Source organism: Yoonia sp. 208BN28-4, from assembly GCF_037543925.1.
Taxonomy (GTDB): Bacteria; Pseudomonadota; Alphaproteobacteria; order Rhodobacterales; family Rhodobacteraceae; genus Yoonia.
In genome coordinates this window covers 486942-503665 of record NZ_JBBIFY010000001.1, presented here as the reverse complement: position 1 = coordinate 503665, position 16724 = coordinate 486942, and the positions used below count along the sequence as shown (strand labels likewise).

Sequence of the window (16724 nt, the reverse complement as noted above, 5' to 3'; positions counted from 1 at the left end):
TAGGTTGAACATGGTCTAATTAAGCTGGTCTGGCGTGACAAGCGATTTGGTCAATCAGGCAACAGCGCGGAACTTCGCGCTGACCACGGCGTTCATCTGGTGACGCTGGGCGCGCGATATGCCGCTGGCTGACTTAATTGAAGGACCAGGACCATGACAAATACCGACCCGAACCAGCCGACCAATACGACGCGTGAAACAACCGTTGTCCACACCAATGGCGGTGGTGGCGGCGCAAGCTGGCTTTTGATCGGGATCCTGCTGGTGATCGTTATTGGCGGTATCTACGCCTTTAGCACTGGTATGATCGGTGGCGGCGAAGGGGCGACGATTGATGTCGACGTCTCACTGCCTGCCGCAGAGGGCGCGAGCGAATAAATCCGCACCGCCCTAAGCTGCCAGAAAGATACGCACCCGCCCGTCCCCGACGCGGCGGGTGTTTTTATGCCGACAAGAAGCTGGGCCGCCCACAACACGACGGAATTGCAATCCTGTCGCGCGGGGCATATCTCTGATCCAACGCCAAACAAGGGTGCGCGCATGAACTGGATCACCAACTACGTCCGTCCGACGATCAATTCGCTTTTCTCGCGCCGTGAGACGCCAGAGAACCTGTGGAGCAAATGTGACGATTGCGGCACGATGCTGTTCCACCGCGAACTGAGCGAAAACCAGAATGTCTGCACCAACTGCGGCCACCACATGCCGATTGGTGCGCGTGAACGCCTAACCGCCCTGTTCGACAACGGCGTCTTCAAGGAAGTGACGGTGCCCGATCCCGTCACCGACCCGCTGCATTTCCGTGACCAGAAGAAATACACCGACCGCATCCGCGACGCCCGCAAGAAAACGGGCGAAAAGGATGCGATGCTGGTGGCCGAGGGTGAAATTGGCCGCACCCCGATGGTCGTGGCCGTGCAGGACTTTTCGTTCATGGGCGGGTCCATGTCGATGTATGTGGGCAATGCCATCATCGCCGCTGCCGAACGCGCGATTGAGCTCAAGCGTCCGTTGATCCTGTTTTCTGCCGCCGGTGGCGCACGGATGCAGGAGGGTATTCTGGGCCTGATGCAAATGCCGCGCACAACGATTGCGGTGCAGATGCTGAAAGAAGCGGGTCTGCCCTACATCGTGGTCCTCACGCACCCGACCACAGGCGGCGTGACTGCATCCTATGCGATGTTGGGCGACGTGCAGATCGCCGAACCCAATGCGCTGATCGGCTTTGCCGGGGCGCGGGTGATTGAACAGACCATCGGTGAAAAGCTGCCCGAGGGCTTCCAGCGGGCGGAATACCTGCTGGATCACGGCATGCTGGACCGCGTGACTGCGCGCACCGATTTGCGGGATGAACTGGTGCTGATCGTGCGTATGCTGATGGGGCTGGAGGCACCGGTGATGGGTGATCTGCCATCGCCTGAAACCACACCTGACGCACCAGAGGTGCCGGAAGAGGCCATCGTCGACGCCGCGAATTCTGATGCAGCAGCCTCAGACGGCGGAACCGCCGCCAAATCGTAGGCTACCATCCGCATAACAAGACCCCGACGGCCCGATAGAAAGGTTGCATCCGATGTCGCAGCAATCGTCTGATGTAATCCTTGAGCGCATGATGGCGCTGCATCCCAAGATCATTGATCTGACGCTCGACAGGGTCTGGCGCTTGCTGGCGGCACTGGACAACCCGCAGGACAAACTGCCGCCTGTGATCCATATCGCTGGCACCAATGGCAAAGGGTCGACCCAAGCGATGATCCGCGCGGGGCTAGAGGCATCAGGTGCCACGGTGCACGCCTATACATCACCCCATCTGGCGCGTTTTCACGAACGCATCCGTTTGGCCGGTGACCTGATCAGCGAAGATCATCTGACGGACGTGCTGGACCGCTGCTATAGCGCCAACGGATCAGAGCCGATCACCTATTTCGAGATCACAACTGTCGCCGCGATCCTTGCTTTTGCCGAAACACCCGCCGATTTCACCTTGCTTGAAGTCGGGCTAGGCGGGCGGCTTGATGCGACGAATGTGATAGCGAAGCCTGCCCTGACGGTCATCACGCCCGTTGATCTGGATCACCAAAGTTTTCTGGGCGAAACGCTGACGGCCATCGCTGGCGAAAAGGCCGGAATTATCAAACGCGGGGTGCCGTGTATTGTCGGCCCGCAGCACGACGAAAGCATGGACGTCATCGAGCGGGTCGCCGCCCGCAACGCCGCGCCTTTGCTGGCCCACGGACAGCACTGGCATGTCACCACCGAGAGGGACCGGCTGGTCTATCAGGATGAAACCGGCCTGCTGGACCTGCCCTTGCCCGCCCTGCCCGGCCCACACCAGATCAGCAATGCAGGGGCCGCGATCACAGCACTGCGCGCGTTGGGGCGTGACGAGGCCGCGTGCGAGGCTGCCCTGACCAAAACCTACTGGCCCGCGCGGATGGAACATTTGACCGTTGGCAAACTGGTCGATCTGGCAAAACCGGCAGAGCTATGGCTGGATGGCGGGCACAACCCTGCGGCTGGCGCGGCCCTTGCCGCAACGCTGCGACAGCAGTCACCGCGCCCGACACACCTGATCTGCGGTATGCTGAATACCAAAGACGTCACAGGCTACATGCGCCCCTTGGCCGACGTGGCAGAGAGCCTGACCGCCGTGTCGATCCCTGGCGAGGCGGCAACGCTGACGGCTGAACAGACAGCAGAGGCGGCTCAATCCGCAGGCTTGCCGGTAACCATAGCGCCGGATGTGACGACAGCCATTAAAACGCTGACAGCAGAACACCCGCATGCCCGCATCTTAATCTGCGGGTCGCTTTATCTGGCAGGACACGTAATCCGCGAGAACACAGCCAACTAATCCCGCAGACCGATTCGTTTTTGCTTTGACGAGCGAATCACCCTTCGTCTATATCTAGCGATGAATACAAAAAGCACAGGGCCTGCCAGCCTATCTGTCAAGATATTGTACTTGTGAAGTGGGGGATCGGCATGAAGTCGCGCGCAATAACCGCAGCGGCGATGATCGGGGCATATCTGGCGACTGCATCAGTCGCGCAAGATACCAGCCAGCTATACACCGCATCGTTCAACTATAACGGCGAGCAGCTTGTGATCTCGCAGACGCCGCAGATCAACGGCGATGCCGTCGCGGCCCTGTACCGGTTGCCGGAAAACTGTGGCGCAATCTGTGTTGTGCCCCATACCGCAGCCGAGGGGGTCGAAACGGTCAGCGAACGTGATGTTCTGGCCTTCATGACCGAGCAGGTTGCATCCGGCGACGGGCTGTTGATCGACAGCCGCCTGCCCGCTGATCGCGCTGTGGCGTTTCTGCCCGCGTCGATCAATGTGCCACATTCCCTGATCACGCCAGACAATCCGCTGCTGAACGACATTCTGGTGGCGATGGGCACACGCAGTCTGAGCGGATCGCTGAACTTTACGGATGCGTTGCCGATTATGGTGTTCGACGACGGGCCAACAACAACCGACGCGCCCGCGTTCATCGCGGCCATGCTCGAGGCCGGTTATCCGGCTGCGAAAATCAAATACTACCGTGGCGGCATGCAAGTCTGGACCGCCATGGGTCTGAAAACAGAAGGAACACAATCATGAATGCCGCAGGACCGATTACCGAGACACGTAAAGGCGCGGCACTTCCCTGGATTATTGCTGTCGGGGCCATGACCTTTGCCGTTGGCATGACTGGGGCGATGTTCGTGATGCAAAACAGACAGGCATCCCAGACCGAAATGATGGCCGCGATGATGATGCAGATGCAGCAGCAACAGCAGGACGCCACCGTCACGCGCAACGCCTCCGCCGCTCTTCTGACTGTGCCCACCGCCCCCGCGGCAGCGCCCGCACCTGCGCCGGTTCCGGTGGCAGCGCCGGTTGTCGCCACGGCTGCAATTCCAAGCGCGTCGGCCGCCATTGCCAATCGCGCTGATCCCGCAGTTGCGCTAACTGACACGCGCACGCAGGAAGAAAAGGTGGCCGAGGCTGTTGCCGCCGCCAATGCCAACAAGGTGCGGATGCTGACCGAAGGCATCGTGGCAGGGCTTTATGATGTGACAAACGAACAGGACGCCAGCGGATCAGGCACACGTATCGCGCTAGCCTCGCGCAATGCGCCATCTGCCGTTGTCGCGCTTGAAGAGCTACTGACCGAAGCGATCGCCAGCGGTGAGATCGAGCTGCCGGATTCTGTGGCCAACGCGGACGGCGTTGTTGATACGCAGACCATGCTTTTCGATCTGGTCCAACGGTCGCTTGAAGGCGGATCGGACGCAGAGATCGCCGCCGCCGCAGAATTGCGCCGCCGTGCATTTGAAGCATCCACCGCCCAGTCCGAAGTTGTCGGCGGAGAGCGGTATTATACCGTCGAAAGCGGTGACAGCCTCGCCTACATCGCGCTGCAATTTTACGGCAGCACCAATGCATATGGCCGCATCTACGAGGCCAACCGCGAGATTATTCCGGCGCCTGACAAAATCCAGATCGGTCAGCGTCTTTTGATCCCCAACGTATGATCTGCACCCGCGCAGGTTTGCCCGCGATCTTGTTGGGCATCTGCGTAACGGGCGCGCCGGTCGCTGCCGCCGACCTGAACCTGTGCTGGACGGGCGCTGGCGGTTATACGATGACGGGCCGCATGACTGTTCCCGATGCGGCCATGCGCCAATCCGTTGTGACACAGGATGATGTCACCCGCTTCAAGATCGCGGGGTATCTAAACGGGCGGTTGGTCGGCACTTGGAACCTGCAAGACGCGGGACCCGACACCACATGGTTCCTGCGCTTTGACCCGTCCACATTCACGTTCTTGACCGGAGGCGACTTTGGCAGCCGGGATAGTCAGGGATGGAACGCAGACGGTGCCGTGCGTAACTGCGGCAACCCCGGTTTCGGGTTCAACTCCGGTAACTACGCGCAAGATGTTTGCGTCAACGGCAACTATATCACCGAAAGCTCGATCGCGCCGGAAACACCGCTTATGGCGACCACCGATCCGGTCACGCCGGACTGCCGTAGCGTGGCCCCGCTGAGTAAATCGCAAAACGGGCCTCAAAGCGATTGACGGCGAATCCCTTTGCACCCTAGATTCGGTGCAACGGATCAGGGCAGACAGCCGCCCGGATCCAACGCTCTTGGCAGGGCGAGGGGGCAGGCCTTGGGCCTGTCTTCTTGTATCAGGGCCACAGGTGTCGCAGTTGCAGGGAATGAGGTTTTGCTTTCTGAGGCAAATGACACTAAATCTTGACACGCATACTGCTGACAGGTGTGGCGCTAGGCCAATTACCTATATTTTGTGGCAGCATGGCGCGGCTTTGGCCGGATTGGGGACAGGAATTTCGACGTTATGATCCGCTTTGTTATCGGGCTTTTTGTTTTTGCCGTGGCCTTGTGCGCCTATATCGTGAACCTGCCTGATGGCCGTGGTTCTGTCCGCGCGACCCCTGTGCAACAGGCCGATGTGACGCGCGCTGGAACCGATGCAACCGCGCCGCTGCCAACCGCGATTGCGTTGGCTGACTTTGCCCCCACAACGCCCGATCTGGATTTTGCCACAACCTCTGATCCGCTTGCCCTGACACTGGCCAATGTTCTGGCGGGGCTTGGGCTGGACGCTGATCATCTTGGTGCTATCGCCGCGCGGGCGAGCGGGCCGCAGACGCAACTGGAATATGCCGTTCTACAGGCGCTTCAGGCCCGCACGCCTGATGCGGAAATTGCAGGTCAGATCACGCTGATGGCGATGGACGGGCGGGTGTCCGTGCCTGATGTGCTGGTGCGTGCTGATGGTCTGGTTGATGTGCAAACGCTGTTGCAGTCGGTTGTGGATCAGGCACTTATCGCTGCGGGCGAGGCTGCACCTGTTACCGATATGCAAACTGATCCGGCTTTGATCTGGTCGGGCAGTCAGGCCAGCTATGTCGTGCAAGCCGGTGACAGTCTTGCCGCGCTATCCAAGCGGTTCTACGGAGATGTGACACGCACCGATATCCTTCTGGTCGCCAATCCCGCCATTCTGCCCAGTGCCGAGCGTATCGCGCCCGGACAGGTGTTGGTGATCCCGCAGCTTTAGGCGGCTCCGCGCGGCCAGTCCGCTGCCTGCATTTCGCGCAAACGGCTGGCGGTACGCTCGAATTCGAATGTGCCTTCGCCTTCGACATAAAGCATTTCTGGCGCCGCTGCAGCCGAGCAGATCAGCCGCACCTTACCTTCGTAAAGCGCGTCGATCAGCGTCACGAAACGTTTGGCTTCGTTGAAGTTCGAACGCCCCAGCGTTGGAATATCCGTCAGGATAAGCACACGCACCGCTTCAGCCAGCGCAAGATAGTCCGCAGCGCCCAGCGCCTTGCCGCACAGGTCAAAAAACGGGGCGCGCGCCACGCCGTTCTGGAAACCGGGCAAGACCACTTCGCGACGTTGCACATGCAGCACCAACGGCTCTGACACACCGCCCGTCAAATCGTCCCAGATCGCATCAATCGCGGCGCGGGCCTCGGCATTATTCGGGGTAAAATAGGTCGGACTACCGGCAAGCCGCCCTTGTCGATAATCGGTGTCACTGGTCAGTTCATGCACGACCATGTGGTCCTTAATCAGCGCGATAAACGGCGTGAAAAGCTGCCTGTTCAAACCGTTTTTGTATAGATCATCCGGCACGCGGTTGGATGTGGTCACAACCGTCACGCCCGCCTTGAACAAAGCCTCAAACAAGCGGCCAACAATCATCGCGTCCGTGATGTCGGTAATCTGCATTTCATCGAACGCCAGAAAGCGGACATCATCCGCCAGCGTTTTGGCCACCGGTGCAATCGCGTCATCCACCCCGCGCTTGCGGGCCTTGGTCATTTCGGCGTGGACCCATTGCATGAAGGCGTGAAAATGGCGGCGTTGCTTTGGCGCGTCGACCGCGTCAAACAGCAAATCCATCAACATGGATTTTCCCCGCCCGACACCGCCCCACATGTAAAGACCCCTCACAGGGTCGGGGGCCTTGCGGAAAAAGCCCTGTTTTTTCGTAGGTTCGGCCAGCCCTGCCCGCACACGCTCAAGCTCTGGCAGCACGGCCAGTTGCGCGTCATCAGCTGTCAGGCGACCAGCGGCCACTTCGGCCTGATAGATGTCTTGTATCGTCATGCCTATGACCTACCGCGCAAATGCCGCATTGAAAACGGGCTTGCGGAAAGTGTCTGCCGCGATACCACTTGGCGTCATGAGACCCCGTTTTGCAAATCAGGCCGATGTTGCAGCACTTGCGCAGATGCACGTGCAGGCATGGGACGAGACGTATCGCGGACATTTACCCGACGCGGCGATTGCGGAACGTGGTCTGGAATACAGGCTGGCCCTCTATGACAGGATCATCCGCGAAGGCGCGAGGATCAGCATGATCTCTCATGTCGGTTTTGCCCAGTTCGGAAACCAGCGCGACGACGCACATGCCGCGGCCTATCCGTGCGAGCTATTCAGCTTTTACGTCTTAAAGAAACATCATGGCACCGGGGCCGCGCAAGAATTGCTGCGCCACGCGCTTGGCCAAACGCCTGCCCCGTTCACGGCATCGGTTTTGCAAGGCAACGGGCGTGCCAACCGGTTCTACGAAAAGATCGGCGGGCAGGTGATCGGCACCGACCAATATGTCATCGCGGGCGAAGGCCATGCCGACATCATTATGGGTTTCATGCCTGAAACCACCTTGCCAAAGCTACGGCCTGTCGGTTGAGTGTCTCCAGCATGGAACACAAAGCCCCCCTGATCACGCCGGTCCTGATTGCCGGCTGCATTATCATCATGACCGGCTTTGCCATCAGGGCGTCATTTGGCGTGTTCCAGATCCCCATTGCGACCGAATTCAACTGGCTGCGGTCGGAGTTTTCGCTGGCTATCGCGATCCAGAATCTGGCTTGGGGGATCGGGCAACCGATCTTCGGCGCGATCGCTGAAAAGGTGGGTGACCGGAAGGCTATCGTGCTGGGTGCATTGTCGTATGCGGCAGGTCTTTTGCTATCCGCTGGCGCCACGACACCCGTGGCCCACCAGATGTACGAGATCCTTGTCGGGTTTGGCATCGCGGGCACAGGCTTTGGCGTCATTCTTGCTGTCGTCGGGCGGGCCGCGTCGGATGAAAACAGATCAATGGCGCTGGCCATCGCGACGGCAGCCGGTTCAGCAGGGCAGGTTTTTGGCGCGCCGCTGGCGGAATATCTGCTCACGCTGATGACATGGCAAATGGTGTTTGTTGCGTTTGCCGGTCTGATCCTGTCGGTCCTGATGGTGCTGCCGATGATGCGCAGCCCGTCGATGGCGTCCAAGGCAGAGCTTGATGAAAGCATGGGCACGATCCTGATCCGCGCCTTCAAGGACCCGTCCTATACGTTGATCTTTCTGGGGTTCTTTTCCTGCGGCTATCAGCTTGCCTTTATCACCGCGCACTTTCCTGCCTTCGTGACCGAGATGTGCGGCCCGATCATGGCGGGCGGGATGCTGGATAATATGGGCGTGAGCACGACCAGCGCCCTTGGCGCGGTCGCCATTTCTCTGATCGGGCTGGCCAATATCGGTGGCACGTTGCTGGCGGGACATCTGGGCAAAACCTATTCCAAGAAATACCTGCTGGCCGCGATTTATACGGGCCGCACGATCATTGCGGCGGCTTTCATCATGATGCCGATTACGCCGACCACCGTGATCCTGTTCTCGATCGGCATGGGCACACTGTGGTTGGCCACTGTGCCTTTGACATCCGGTCTGGTCGCGCATCTTTATGGTCTGCGCTATATGGGCACGCTTTATGGCATTGTCTTTTTCTCGCACCAGCTTGGGTCGTTCATGGGTGTCTGGCTGGGCGGGCGGCTTTACGATATCTATGGCACCTACACCCATGTCTGGTGGGTTGGCGTCGCTGTTGGTGCCTTTAGCGCCATCGTGCATCTGCCCATCAAGGAACGCCGCGCGCCACTGGCAGCCGCCACCTGAAGCGACTGGTTTTCCAAAAATTCCGCTAAAATTTGCGCATTTTTGTAGCGTTCTTAATCATCCGTCCACTTCTGATGCGTAGCTTGCCTCCTAACTTCAGGAGCGGAAATGTCTTCAGCTTTGACAAACATCATGTTGATCTTCGAACCGGCGATGTTCGCAGTATTTCTAGCCTACAGCTATGGAATGATCGCAAAATGGTGCCGCACACTGCGCACCAAGCAGATCGCGATGGGCGTGGTCATGGGCGCCGCCGCAGCACTTGCCATGGTTTCACCCATCGAATTTGCGCCGGGCGTCATTGTCGATCTTCGCACCCTCATGGTCGCCCTATCGGGGGCGTTTTTCGGCATCATCGGGGCTGCAATTGCCGCGATCATGGCGGCCACGGTGCGCTTCAGTATCGGTGGTCTAGGCATGCTCGCCGGTGTATCCGGTATTTTCCTGTCGGCGATCCTGTCGCTGGTATGGGCCCGCTATGTCCGACCACGGATCAAATCAAACGCACTGGCTCATGCGGTCTTGGGGCTGATGATTAATTTCAACCTTGTGTCGGTGGTATTTATGCCGACGGACATCGCCTTGGGCTTTTTGTCCTCGGTCGGGCATTGGATTGTTGTTTTCAATATCATCGGCGCTATCGGTTTTGGCGCATTGATCCGGCACGCGGAAAACGAAATATCAATTAAAACCGATCTGATTTCGGCTGCGGCAACGGACCCGCTCACCAATCTGCTGAACAGGCGCAGTGTGATCGACCTGTTTGAAAATCTGTCCACTCCCAGCAAACCGGATCGTGGCACAGCCATGCTGTGTTTCGACATTGATCACTTCAAGCAGATCAACGACACGCAAGGGCACCTGTCCGGTGATCTGGTATTGCTGGAACTGAAAGACCGGATCGCCGCCTGCCTGCGCCCCAGCGATTTGTTCTCGCGCATCGGCGGTGACGAATTCCTGATCGTGTTGCCCAATGTGAACCACGAGGAAATGCAGATCATATCGGAAAGATGTCGTGACGCCGTCGATGCCACCCCGATGATGTGTGACGGCGAACCGGTTGATGTAACCATCAGCATGGGCGCGAAATGGACACGGCAAGCAGGCGATTTCCAAAGCATGTTCGCCGAAACGGACCGCGTGCTTTACGAGGCAAAGGCGCTTGGCCGGAATTGCGTCGCGATTTCAGGCATGCATAACCAGGCTGCGATGTCGCAGCAAGCAGGGCTGCGCTAGCGCTTTCCTACTTTAGTCATCACGAAATGCGGATCGCAAGATCGTCAAAATCTCGGCGCTATGTGTAAACGGCAATCCATGCGCCGCGCTGCGCTCTTCATCCTGACGGGCGCTACGGTTCCATTGAGCCAGACGCCCCATCGCCGCCAAAGGGATCACCTGATCCTGCCCGCCCCAGATCGCAACGACAGGCACATCCTCGCGCCCTAACAAACGGTGTTCGGCCTCAAGCTGGTCGTTCAGCATGCCCCGCCTGCTGGCCAGTACCGCTGGCAGAAAACCGCTGCGGTCAAGCTCGGCTTTCTGGGCGGCAAGCACTGCACCCTCAGCCTCTGGCGTGTCGCGCAGGGCGCGCTTCATCCGTTCAGCCCCGATGCTGTGATGTATCCAATCACCTAAAAGCGGCACGCGCCTGCAAAAAGATGAAAACGCGCTTTCCTGCGTCAGCACACCCGCCGTGGCCAATAAGATCACGCGTTTGATCCGATGTGGTTTTTGCGCGGCAAAGACCGTCGCGATGGACCCACCCATTGAATATCCAAATAGCGTCACATCATCCGTGATGTGTTGGTCGCGCAATAGATCATCCAGCTGCGTGACAAAAAACGCGCTGTCCTGTTTGCCCGATGGCGCATCGGACAACCCGCGCCCGTAAAGATCGTAGACAAGCACCCGATAGCCCAACTGGCCGACCCCCTCGGCCAGATCGGCAAAAGCAATCGACGGGGTGGTCAAACCGTGGATCATGACCGCAACCGGCCCGCGCGTTGGCCCGACCCAGCGATAGGCCGTCACACCCTGCGACAGGTCGGCAAATTTCATGCCAGAGCCTGCACGCGCGCGGTCGTTTATCGTTTTACGTCTGCTATCCAGATAGAAGGGTGCGACGGTTATGATGACAATCAAAGCCAGAAGGATGATCCAACCCATCACGTCACATCCCTTGCGATCATCGGAAACCAGTCTTCGCGCAGGCGTTCACCACCTTGCATCCCGTGACCGGGGAATGGCGGCGACGTGCGCCCGGGCCGTTCCACATAGCGGGCATCATCGCCAACCCAGCGCAAGGATAGCGCACGCCTGCGGGCCTGCGCCGTGTTCCCTCGCGCCCCATGAACAGTCCGGAAATCGAATAGGACCGCATCGCCTGGCTCCATCTCCCATTCCAGAACGCGCATATCATCGGGATGCGCATCCGGATCAGGCACAGGGGTCCAGTCACCTTTGTCGTAAAAATCGCTATCGTCAGCCCAGCTTACTGGGCGCACCATCTTGTCCCACTTGTGCGACCCTGCGATCAATCGCAGCGACGCATCGCGCACCGGATCAAGCGGCATCCAAATACTTGCGGTCTGCTCTCCGGTGACGAAATAATAGGGCGCATCCTGATGCCACGGCGTTGGCTTGGGCGTTCCGGGTTCCTTAACCAGCACGTGATCGTGGAAAAACTGGGCCGAGCGCGACTGCATCGCACGCGCCACAAGCTCTGCTGCAGGGCTTTCGCGAACGATCTTTTCAAAAGCGGGGATGCGAGTCCAGTTGCAGTAATCATCAAAGAACCGCCCTTGGGTCACCGCGTTTTCAGACGCGTATTCCCCCGGCTCTGCCATGTTCTGCGCGACGCCTTCTTCCATCAATGGCAGCCATTCCTTGAACAGGCCACGCACGACGATCGCCCCGTCGCGCTGGTAGTCCGCGATTTGTGTTTGCGTAATCATGCAGCGTTCCATGCATCCAGAATGTAGCGGCATGTCATCAGATCAAGATGCGCACCACCGCCGTTCTTAAACAGGGTAATTTCGTCATCACTGTGACGTTCAAACGCGGTGAGGTCATAAAAATCCGCGACAATATCATCTTGCGCGATGACGCCAGCGGCAATCGGGATTTTCAGCTCTCCGATATGGCCTGCGGTCGTGTGGATGTTGTCGACGAAGATGCGCGCACGGGTCAGCGCCGTATCATCCGCCTCGCGCATATCGGGGCGATAGGCGCCGATCAGGTCAACATGCTGACCCGGTTGCAGCCAGTCACCGCGCAACACAGGTTCGGTGGACATCGTCGCACAGGTGATAATATCCGCCGCCCGCACAGCCGTTTCAAGATCATCGGCAATGGCCACATCGGGGTGCTGGTCCTTAAACGCTTGCGCACCTGCAGGTGAGCGGTTCCAGATCGTGAATTTTGCGTCAGGAAACGCAGCACCGTAGGCCTGCCGCAGGGAATGACCAACGGTGCCCGCCCCGACAATCAGGATGTTGCGGCTGTCTGCCCGCGCGAGTCGTGTCGCAGCCAAAAGACTGTCGCCCGCGGTTTTCCATTTCGTCACGAGATGAAAATCAAGGATCGCCTCAAGCGTGCCGTCTTGACCGGAAAACAGGTTCACCGCGCCGCCAATGGCAGGCTGTCCCTTGTCTTTGTTGGCAGGAAAGATCGTGGCGCATTTCACGGCCAGACCCATGCCTTCGATCCATGCAGAGCGGTTCAGAAGCGTATTGTCACCTTGATACAGGAACACATCCTCAACCGCGGCTTTGGGGAAATCGTGCCCAGCAGCCAACGCCTTGGTCAGGGCCAGCCATTCCATCCGCGCCTCGCCTTCGGCAAAGGGAATCATCACGGTCATTGCGCGTCCTCCATGGTCAACAGGCCCTCGGCGACAAGACGGTCGGCAAAGCCGCGTGCATGCGTGAACCGGTGCGCGTGCCAGCCGCGTGACAGCGCCATGTCGATGTTGTCCTGACGGTCATCGGTGAACAAAAGATCAGACGGTGCAAGGCCGCAGTCCGCCTCAACCATCTGATAAATCTGCGGGTCCGGCTTGATGCATTTCATATGGCCCGAGATATAGCGCCGGTCAAATTCGGTCAGAAACGGATACACCGGTTCTGCCATTTCAAAGGTATCGCGGCCAAAATTGGACAGCGCAAAAACCGTCACATCATTGGCCCGCAACGCCCGCAAAAGCCTGACGGAATGATCAATCACAGGACCCGTCAAATCGATCCAGTGATCGCCCCACATCCGTATTTCATCAGCGTAGGCGGGATACTGCGGCGCGGTTTCAGCCACCACATCCATCAGGTTCTCGCCCCGATCAACACGGTCATTCATGGCATGCAGGTCAACTGCTTCGAACATCGCGCGGCGCCGCTCTTCGCCGATGATCCGGTCAAAATACTGTTCCGGCTGCCAGCCGATCAGGACATTTCCGATATCGAATACGACAGCTTTGATCTGCGACATGAAAAGGGCCCTATTGTTTGACGATTACCTTAGCCACTTCGCCCCGCAGGTCCAGTTCAGCGACGCAATGCCGGGTCTGTGCGCGCTGCACTCGCCCTGTTTTCGCGCCACAGCGTGATCAGCCCTGATCCGACGATCAGCGCGATACCGGCATAGGTGACTGCGTCCGGCCATTCGTCAAACACCACGATGCCAAAGATCACGGCAAGCGGCATGGCCAGATATTCAAATGGTGCCACGAGTGCTGCCTCGGCCACGCGGTAGGCCTGACTGATGAAAAAGCCCGCGAAGGCGATGCCGACACCCAAGCCCAGAAACAGCGGATAGTCAGCAGGGTCCGGCCACACCCATGCGCGGAAAAGGAAGGTGAGCGACGGGTCGTCAAACGTGTCGAACCTGCCGTCGCCCATCAGCAAACCGGCGCATATCCCGACAATGACAAACGTCGCCTGAATGTAGATCGCCATCGTTGTGGCGCTTTCGGTTGCGCCGATTTTGCGCGTCAGCATGTGCAGCGCCGCATAGCAAAACGCGGCCCCCAGCGGGAGAAGTGATGCCATCTGAAAAGCCCCTGTGCCGGGCCGCATCACCACCAGCACACCGACAAACCCCACCGCGATGGCAGCCCAGCGCCATGGTCCGACGGTTTCCTGCAAAAAGATGACCGAGAAGACGGTGATGATGAGCGGACTTATGAAAAAAATCGCCACCGCATCGGCGAATGGCATCGCCGCGAGCCCCAGAAAAAACAGCATGTTGGCGAATACGACGAATAGGCCACGCATCAGATGGGCGCGCAACCGCTTGGTGCGAAACGCACGCACGCCGCCTGTGAGCGGCATGACGATCCCAACGATGATACAAAACCCGATCATCGAGCGGATCATGACAACCTGATGCAGCGGGTAGTCGCCGCTGACAAATTTGATGATCGTGTCGTTAAACGAGAAAAAGCACACCGCCAACAGCGCGGACAAACAGCCCAGCTGAGATGGCGTCAAAGTGCGGAACCAGTTCACCGCGCAGCTTTGCGCAATGTGGTTTCCAGCGCATCCAGAAAACGGGACCGGTCTGCCTTCGAGAACGGTTTGCCGCCACCCTGCCGGAACGGATCAGCGGCGCGCATGTCGGCCATCAGGTCGCGCGTGGCAAGGACATTGCCGATATTGGCCTCGGTCAATGGTTCGCCATTGTGCTTGAGAACCAGGGCACCGTTTTCAACGCAGTGCGACGCCAACGGAATGTCCCCTGTAATGACCACATCGCCCTTGGTTGCCCGATCCGCGATCCACATATCGGCCACATCAGGGCCATCGGGCACGACAACAGTTTCCACATAAGGGTTCTGCGACGGGCGGATACCGCCATTAGACACCACGAAAATCTTCACCTTATGCCGTGTGCCCACACGTTCAATCTCGGCCTTCACGGGGCAGGCATCGGCATCAACGTAGATCATGCGTAAAGCGCCTCTGCGTGGAACGCGACGTGGTCTTCCATGAAGGTCGAGACAAAGAAATACGAATGGTCGTAGCCCTTTTGCAGGCGGATCGCGCCCTCTTGTCGCTTTGCGGCAAAGGCAGCGGCGAAGGCTTCGGTGCCCAGCAGATCACCGAACTGATCGTCGGTGCCTGTATCGATCAACATCGGCCCGTTAAATCCGCCGCCCTGCATCAGCAGCGTGGCATCATGCGGACCCCAGTTTTCTTCGTCGCCCCAATAGGCGCTGAACTGCTTGCGCCCCCAGTCGGATTTCGTCGGGTTGCAGATAGGCGCGAATGCCGACACCGACCGGAAGCGGTCAGGCAAGGCCATCGCCATCGTCAGCGCGCCGTGACCGCCCATCGAATGACCGGTGATCGACTGACGGTCCATATCCAGCGCAAAGTTTTCGGCCACAAGCGCGGGCAATTCTTCGGCCACATAGGTCCACATTTTGAAATGTTGGTCCCAAGGCGCCTGCGTTGCATCAATGTAGAAACCGGCCCCCTGACCAAGATCATAAGCCTCATCATCCGGCACGCCTTCACCGCGGGGCGATGTATCGGGAAAGATCAGCGCAATCCCCTGCTCTGCCGCCCATTGCTGTGCGCCCGCCTTGTCCATTGCGTTGGCGTGGGTGCAGGTCAGGCCGGACAAATACCATAGCACCGGCACGGGACCGAACGCCGCCTCTTCCGGCATAAAGATCGCAAAGGTCATGTCGGTGCCGGTTGCGGTGGATGCGTGCGTGTAAACACCTTGCGTGCCGCCAAAGCTGCGGTTTTCGGATACGGTTTTCATGTGGTGCCCCCTCGCGTGCTGTTTCCCCACGGCTAGCGCAGGACTACAGCGTTGTCACCCATGCGATCACGCCCGACAGCGTCAGGATACTGATTGACGTCGACACCAGAATGGCCGCTGACACGCGCGTTGGGGCCACGCCATAATGCTGCGCAATCATATAGACATTGCCCGCCACAGGGAGCGCTGCTGCAGCGATCATCACGCCAGCCGCGTAGGGTTCGACCTTGAAGATATAGAGCGCTGCCAATGCCACAAACAGCGGATGCAAGCCCAGCTTGCAAAATGACAACCAGCCCGCGACAGCAAGTCGTTCCGCCGATTTGCCAGCGAGGGACGCGCCAATTGCAAAGAGCGCACCCGGCGTGGCCGCCCCACCAAGGATCGCCAGAAATTCGTTGGCCGGGGCAGGGATTGGCAGGGCAAAGCCGGATACCATCAGGCCCAGCACGATCGACACGATCATCGGGTTTTTGATCAGCCCCAGTCCGACGGTTTTCAGAATACCCCAATGCACCTGACCGTCCCGCGATCCGGTGATCAGGATCACGGTCAGGCTGCCGAAAAAGATCAGATCAACCGCCAGCACCATCATCACGGGGCCAACCGCACCGTCGCCCAGCAAAAGCACCAACATCGGGATGCCCAGAAAGCCGACGTTGCCAATCACGGCGACCTGCGCCTCGACCGCGCCCTCTGCGATGCTTAAGCCCCTGAACAGCGACACAAACGTAGCAATCAGATAGACAAAAAGCGTGCCCCAGAAATAGGCCATGACAAAGCGCAGATCAAAGATCTCGGACAGCGACAGGTTCGCGGCAAAGCGGAAGATCATCGCGGATAGCGCGAAGTAGAAGACGAACTTCGTCAGATAGGCCGTCGCCTCTGGCGTGAAAAACTTGGTGCGGGCGGCCACATAGCCCAGCGCGATCAGCGCGAAAAACGGAACAGTTTTCAGGAAAATGTCCCACATGCGC

The 16724-nt window shown here is 58.8% G+C and carries 19 protein-coding genes; 10 read left to right on the top strand and 9 right to left on the bottom strand.

Translation table 11 applies throughout. The features are described from left to right. Positions 1-153 precede the first annotated feature (153 nt). The 7 genes from V8J84_RS02470 to V8J84_RS02440 all read left to right on the top strand — a co-directional run bounded on the left by V8J84_RS02470 (position 154) and on the right by V8J84_RS02440 (position 6082). Positions 154-378, top strand: coding sequence for a hypothetical protein (locus tag V8J84_RS02470; protein WP_339928015.1), 225 nt, complete (start codon positions 154-156; stop codon positions 376-378). Positions 379-540: 162 nt separating this feature from the next. After that, positions 541-1521, top strand: coding sequence for an acetyl-CoA carboxylase, carboxyltransferase subunit beta (gene accD / locus V8J84_RS02465; protein WP_339928014.1), 981 nt, complete (start codon positions 541-543; stop codon positions 1519-1521). A 52-nt stretch (positions 1522-1573) separates the two neighbouring features. Continuing rightward, positions 1574-2854: a bifunctional folylpolyglutamate synthase/dihydrofolate synthase gene (locus V8J84_RS02460; protein WP_339928013.1), complete on the top strand. Its 1281-nt coding sequence runs from the start codon at positions 1574-1576 to the stop codon at positions 2852-2854. Between the two features lie 131 nt (positions 2855-2985). Then, entirely contained in the window at positions 2986-3609 is a 624-nt protein-coding gene (locus V8J84_RS02455) for a rhodanese-like domain-containing protein (protein ID WP_339928012.1), read from the top strand. After that, positions 3606-4526, top strand: a complete 921-nt coding sequence (locus V8J84_RS02450; protein ID WP_339928011.1) for a LysM peptidoglycan-binding domain-containing protein — start codon at positions 3606-3608, stop codon at positions 4524-4526. Before V8J84_RS02455 ends, V8J84_RS02450 begins: the two co-directional genes overlap by 4 nt. Further along, complete coding sequence (locus tag V8J84_RS02445) at positions 4523-5074, top strand: hypothetical protein (RefSeq protein WP_339928010.1); 552 nt, start codon at positions 4523-4525, stop codon at positions 5072-5074. Before V8J84_RS02450 ends, V8J84_RS02445 begins: the two co-directional genes overlap by 4 nt. Before the next feature lie 282 nt (positions 5075-5356). Beyond that, complete coding sequence (locus V8J84_RS02440; protein WP_339928009.1) at positions 5357-6082, top strand: LysM peptidoglycan-binding domain-containing protein; 726 nt, start codon at positions 5357-5359, stop codon at positions 6080-6082. Here V8J84_RS02440 and zapE read toward each other — a convergent pair. Then, positions 6079-7143 carry a cell division protein ZapE gene (gene zapE / locus V8J84_RS02435; RefSeq protein WP_339928008.1) on the bottom strand — a complete coding sequence of 355 codons (1065 nt, stop codon included), beginning with the start codon at positions 7141-7143 and terminating at the stop codon, positions 6079-6081. The two genes, V8J84_RS02440 and zapE, sit on opposite strands and share 4 nt — an antisense overlap. 76 nt (positions 7144-7219) lie before the next feature. Here zapE and V8J84_RS02430 point away from each other — a divergent pair, with 76 nt between their 5' ends. From V8J84_RS02430 to V8J84_RS02420, 3 genes are all read left to right on the top strand, one after another. Further along, positions 7220-7729, top strand: a complete 510-nt coding sequence (locus V8J84_RS02430) for a GNAT family N-acetyltransferase (protein ID WP_339928007.1) — start codon at positions 7220-7222, stop codon at positions 7727-7729. A gap of 11 nt (positions 7730-7740) precedes the next feature. After that, positions 7741-8982 carry an MFS transporter gene (locus V8J84_RS02425; protein ID WP_339928006.1) on the top strand — a complete coding sequence of 414 codons (1242 nt, stop codon included), beginning with the start codon at positions 7741-7743 and terminating at the stop codon, positions 8980-8982. A 132-nt stretch (positions 8983-9114) separates the two neighbouring features. Then, positions 9115-10218, top strand: a complete 1104-nt coding sequence (locus tag V8J84_RS02420) for a GGDEF domain-containing protein (protein WP_339928005.1) — start codon at positions 9115-9117, stop codon at positions 10216-10218. A gap of 12 nt (positions 10219-10230) precedes the next feature. Here the strand turns inward: V8J84_RS02420 and V8J84_RS02415 are convergent, their stop codons facing one another. Genes V8J84_RS02415 through V8J84_RS02380 form a run of 8 tightly spaced genes read right to left on the bottom strand, consistent with a single transcriptional unit; the run spans position 10231 to position 16720 of the window. Then, on the bottom strand, positions 10231-11148 hold the full coding sequence (locus tag V8J84_RS02415) for an alpha/beta fold hydrolase (protein ID WP_339928004.1): 918 nt from the start codon (positions 11146-11148) through the stop codon (positions 10231-10233). Then, positions 11148-11948 (bottom strand): phytanoyl-CoA dioxygenase family protein, encoded by an 801-nt coding sequence (locus V8J84_RS02410; protein ID WP_339928003.1) that lies wholly within the window; start codon positions 11946-11948, stop codon positions 11148-11150. The genes V8J84_RS02415 and V8J84_RS02410 overlap by 1 nt, the downstream gene beginning before the upstream one ends. Further along, positions 11933-12844 carry an ornithine cyclodeaminase family protein gene (locus tag V8J84_RS02405; protein ID WP_339928002.1) on the bottom strand — a complete coding sequence of 304 codons (912 nt, stop codon included), beginning with the start codon at positions 12842-12844 and terminating at the stop codon, positions 11933-11935. Before V8J84_RS02405 ends, V8J84_RS02410 begins: the two co-directional genes overlap by 16 nt. Further along, the gene (locus V8J84_RS02400; RefSeq protein WP_339928001.1) at positions 12841-13464 is read right to left on the bottom strand and encodes an HAD family hydrolase; all 624 of its coding nucleotides are present in this window, start codon (positions 13462-13464) and stop codon (positions 12841-12843) included. Before V8J84_RS02400 ends, V8J84_RS02405 begins: the two co-directional genes overlap by 4 nt. A 56-nt stretch (positions 13465-13520) precedes the next feature. Then, a complete protein-coding gene (locus V8J84_RS02395) occupies positions 13521-14465 on the bottom strand; it encodes a DMT family transporter (RefSeq protein WP_339928000.1) in 945 nt (314 codons plus the stop codon). 14 nt (positions 14466-14479) lie between these two features. Continuing rightward, positions 14480-14923, bottom strand: a complete 444-nt coding sequence (locus tag V8J84_RS02390) for a YaiI/YqxD family protein (protein ID WP_339927999.1) — start codon at positions 14921-14923, stop codon at positions 14480-14482. Continuing rightward, entirely contained in the window at positions 14920-15747 is an 828-nt protein-coding gene (gene fghA / locus V8J84_RS02385; protein ID WP_339927998.1) for an S-formylglutathione hydrolase, read from the bottom strand. Before fghA ends, V8J84_RS02390 begins: the two co-directional genes overlap by 4 nt. Positions 15748-15790: 43 nt before the next feature. Then, a complete protein-coding gene (locus tag V8J84_RS02380; RefSeq protein ID WP_339927997.1) occupies positions 15791-16720 on the bottom strand; it encodes an AEC family transporter in 930 nt (309 codons plus the stop codon). Positions 16721-16724: the final 4 nt, after the last annotated feature.

Coding starts and splice junctions, on each gene's coding strand:
- V8J84_RS02470 (WP_339928015.1), top strand. CDS start 154: ATGACAAATACCGACCCGAACCAGCCGACCAATACGACGCGTGAAACA.
- accD (WP_339928014.1), top strand. CDS start 541: ATGAACTGGATCACCAACTACGTCCGTCCGACGATCAATTCGCTTTTC.
- V8J84_RS02460 (WP_339928013.1), top strand. CDS start 1,574: ATGTCGCAGCAATCGTCTGATGTAATCCTTGAGCGCATGATGGCGCTG.
- V8J84_RS02455 (WP_339928012.1), top strand. CDS start 2,986: ATGAAGTCGCGCGCAATAACCGCAGCGGCGATGATCGGGGCATATCTG.
- V8J84_RS02450 (WP_339928011.1), top strand. CDS start 3,606: ATGAATGCCGCAGGACCGATTACCGAGACACGTAAAGGCGCGGCACTT.
- V8J84_RS02445 (WP_339928010.1), top strand. CDS start 4,523: ATGATCTGCACCCGCGCAGGTTTGCCCGCGATCTTGTTGGGCATCTGC.
- V8J84_RS02440 (WP_339928009.1), top strand. CDS start 5,357: ATGATCCGCTTTGTTATCGGGCTTTTTGTTTTTGCCGTGGCCTTGTGC.
- zapE (WP_339928008.1), bottom strand. CDS start 7,143: ATGACGATACAAGACATCTATCAGGCCGAAGTGGCCGCTGGTCGCCTG.
- V8J84_RS02430 (WP_339928007.1), top strand. CDS start 7,220: ATGAGACCCCGTTTTGCAAATCAGGCCGATGTTGCAGCACTTGCGCAG.
- V8J84_RS02425 (WP_339928006.1), top strand. CDS start 7,741: ATGGAACACAAAGCCCCCCTGATCACGCCGGTCCTGATTGCCGGCTGC.
- V8J84_RS02420 (WP_339928005.1), top strand. CDS start 9,115: ATGTTGATCTTCGAACCGGCGATGTTCGCAGTATTTCTAGCCTACAGC.
- V8J84_RS02415 (WP_339928004.1), bottom strand. CDS start 11,148: ATGGGTTGGATCATCCTTCTGGCTTTGATTGTCATCATAACCGTCGCA.
- V8J84_RS02410 (WP_339928003.1), bottom strand. CDS start 11,948: ATGGAACGCTGCATGATTACGCAAACACAAATCGCGGACTACCAGCGC.
- V8J84_RS02405 (WP_339928002.1), bottom strand. CDS start 12,844: ATGACCGTGATGATTCCCTTTGCCGAAGGCGAGGCGCGGATGGAATGG.
- V8J84_RS02400 (WP_339928001.1), bottom strand. CDS start 13,464: ATGTCGCAGATCAAAGCTGTCGTATTCGATATCGGAAATGTCCTGATC.
- V8J84_RS02390 (WP_339927999.1), bottom strand. CDS start 14,923: ATGATCTACGTTGATGCCGATGCCTGCCCCGTGAAGGCCGAGATTGAA.
- fghA (WP_339927998.1), bottom strand. CDS start 15,747: ATGAAAACCGTATCCGAAAACCGCAGCTTTGGCGGCACGCAAGGTGTT.
- V8J84_RS02380 (WP_339927997.1), bottom strand. CDS start 16,720: ATGTGGGACATTTTCCTGAAAACTGTTCCGTTTTTCGCGCTGATCGCG.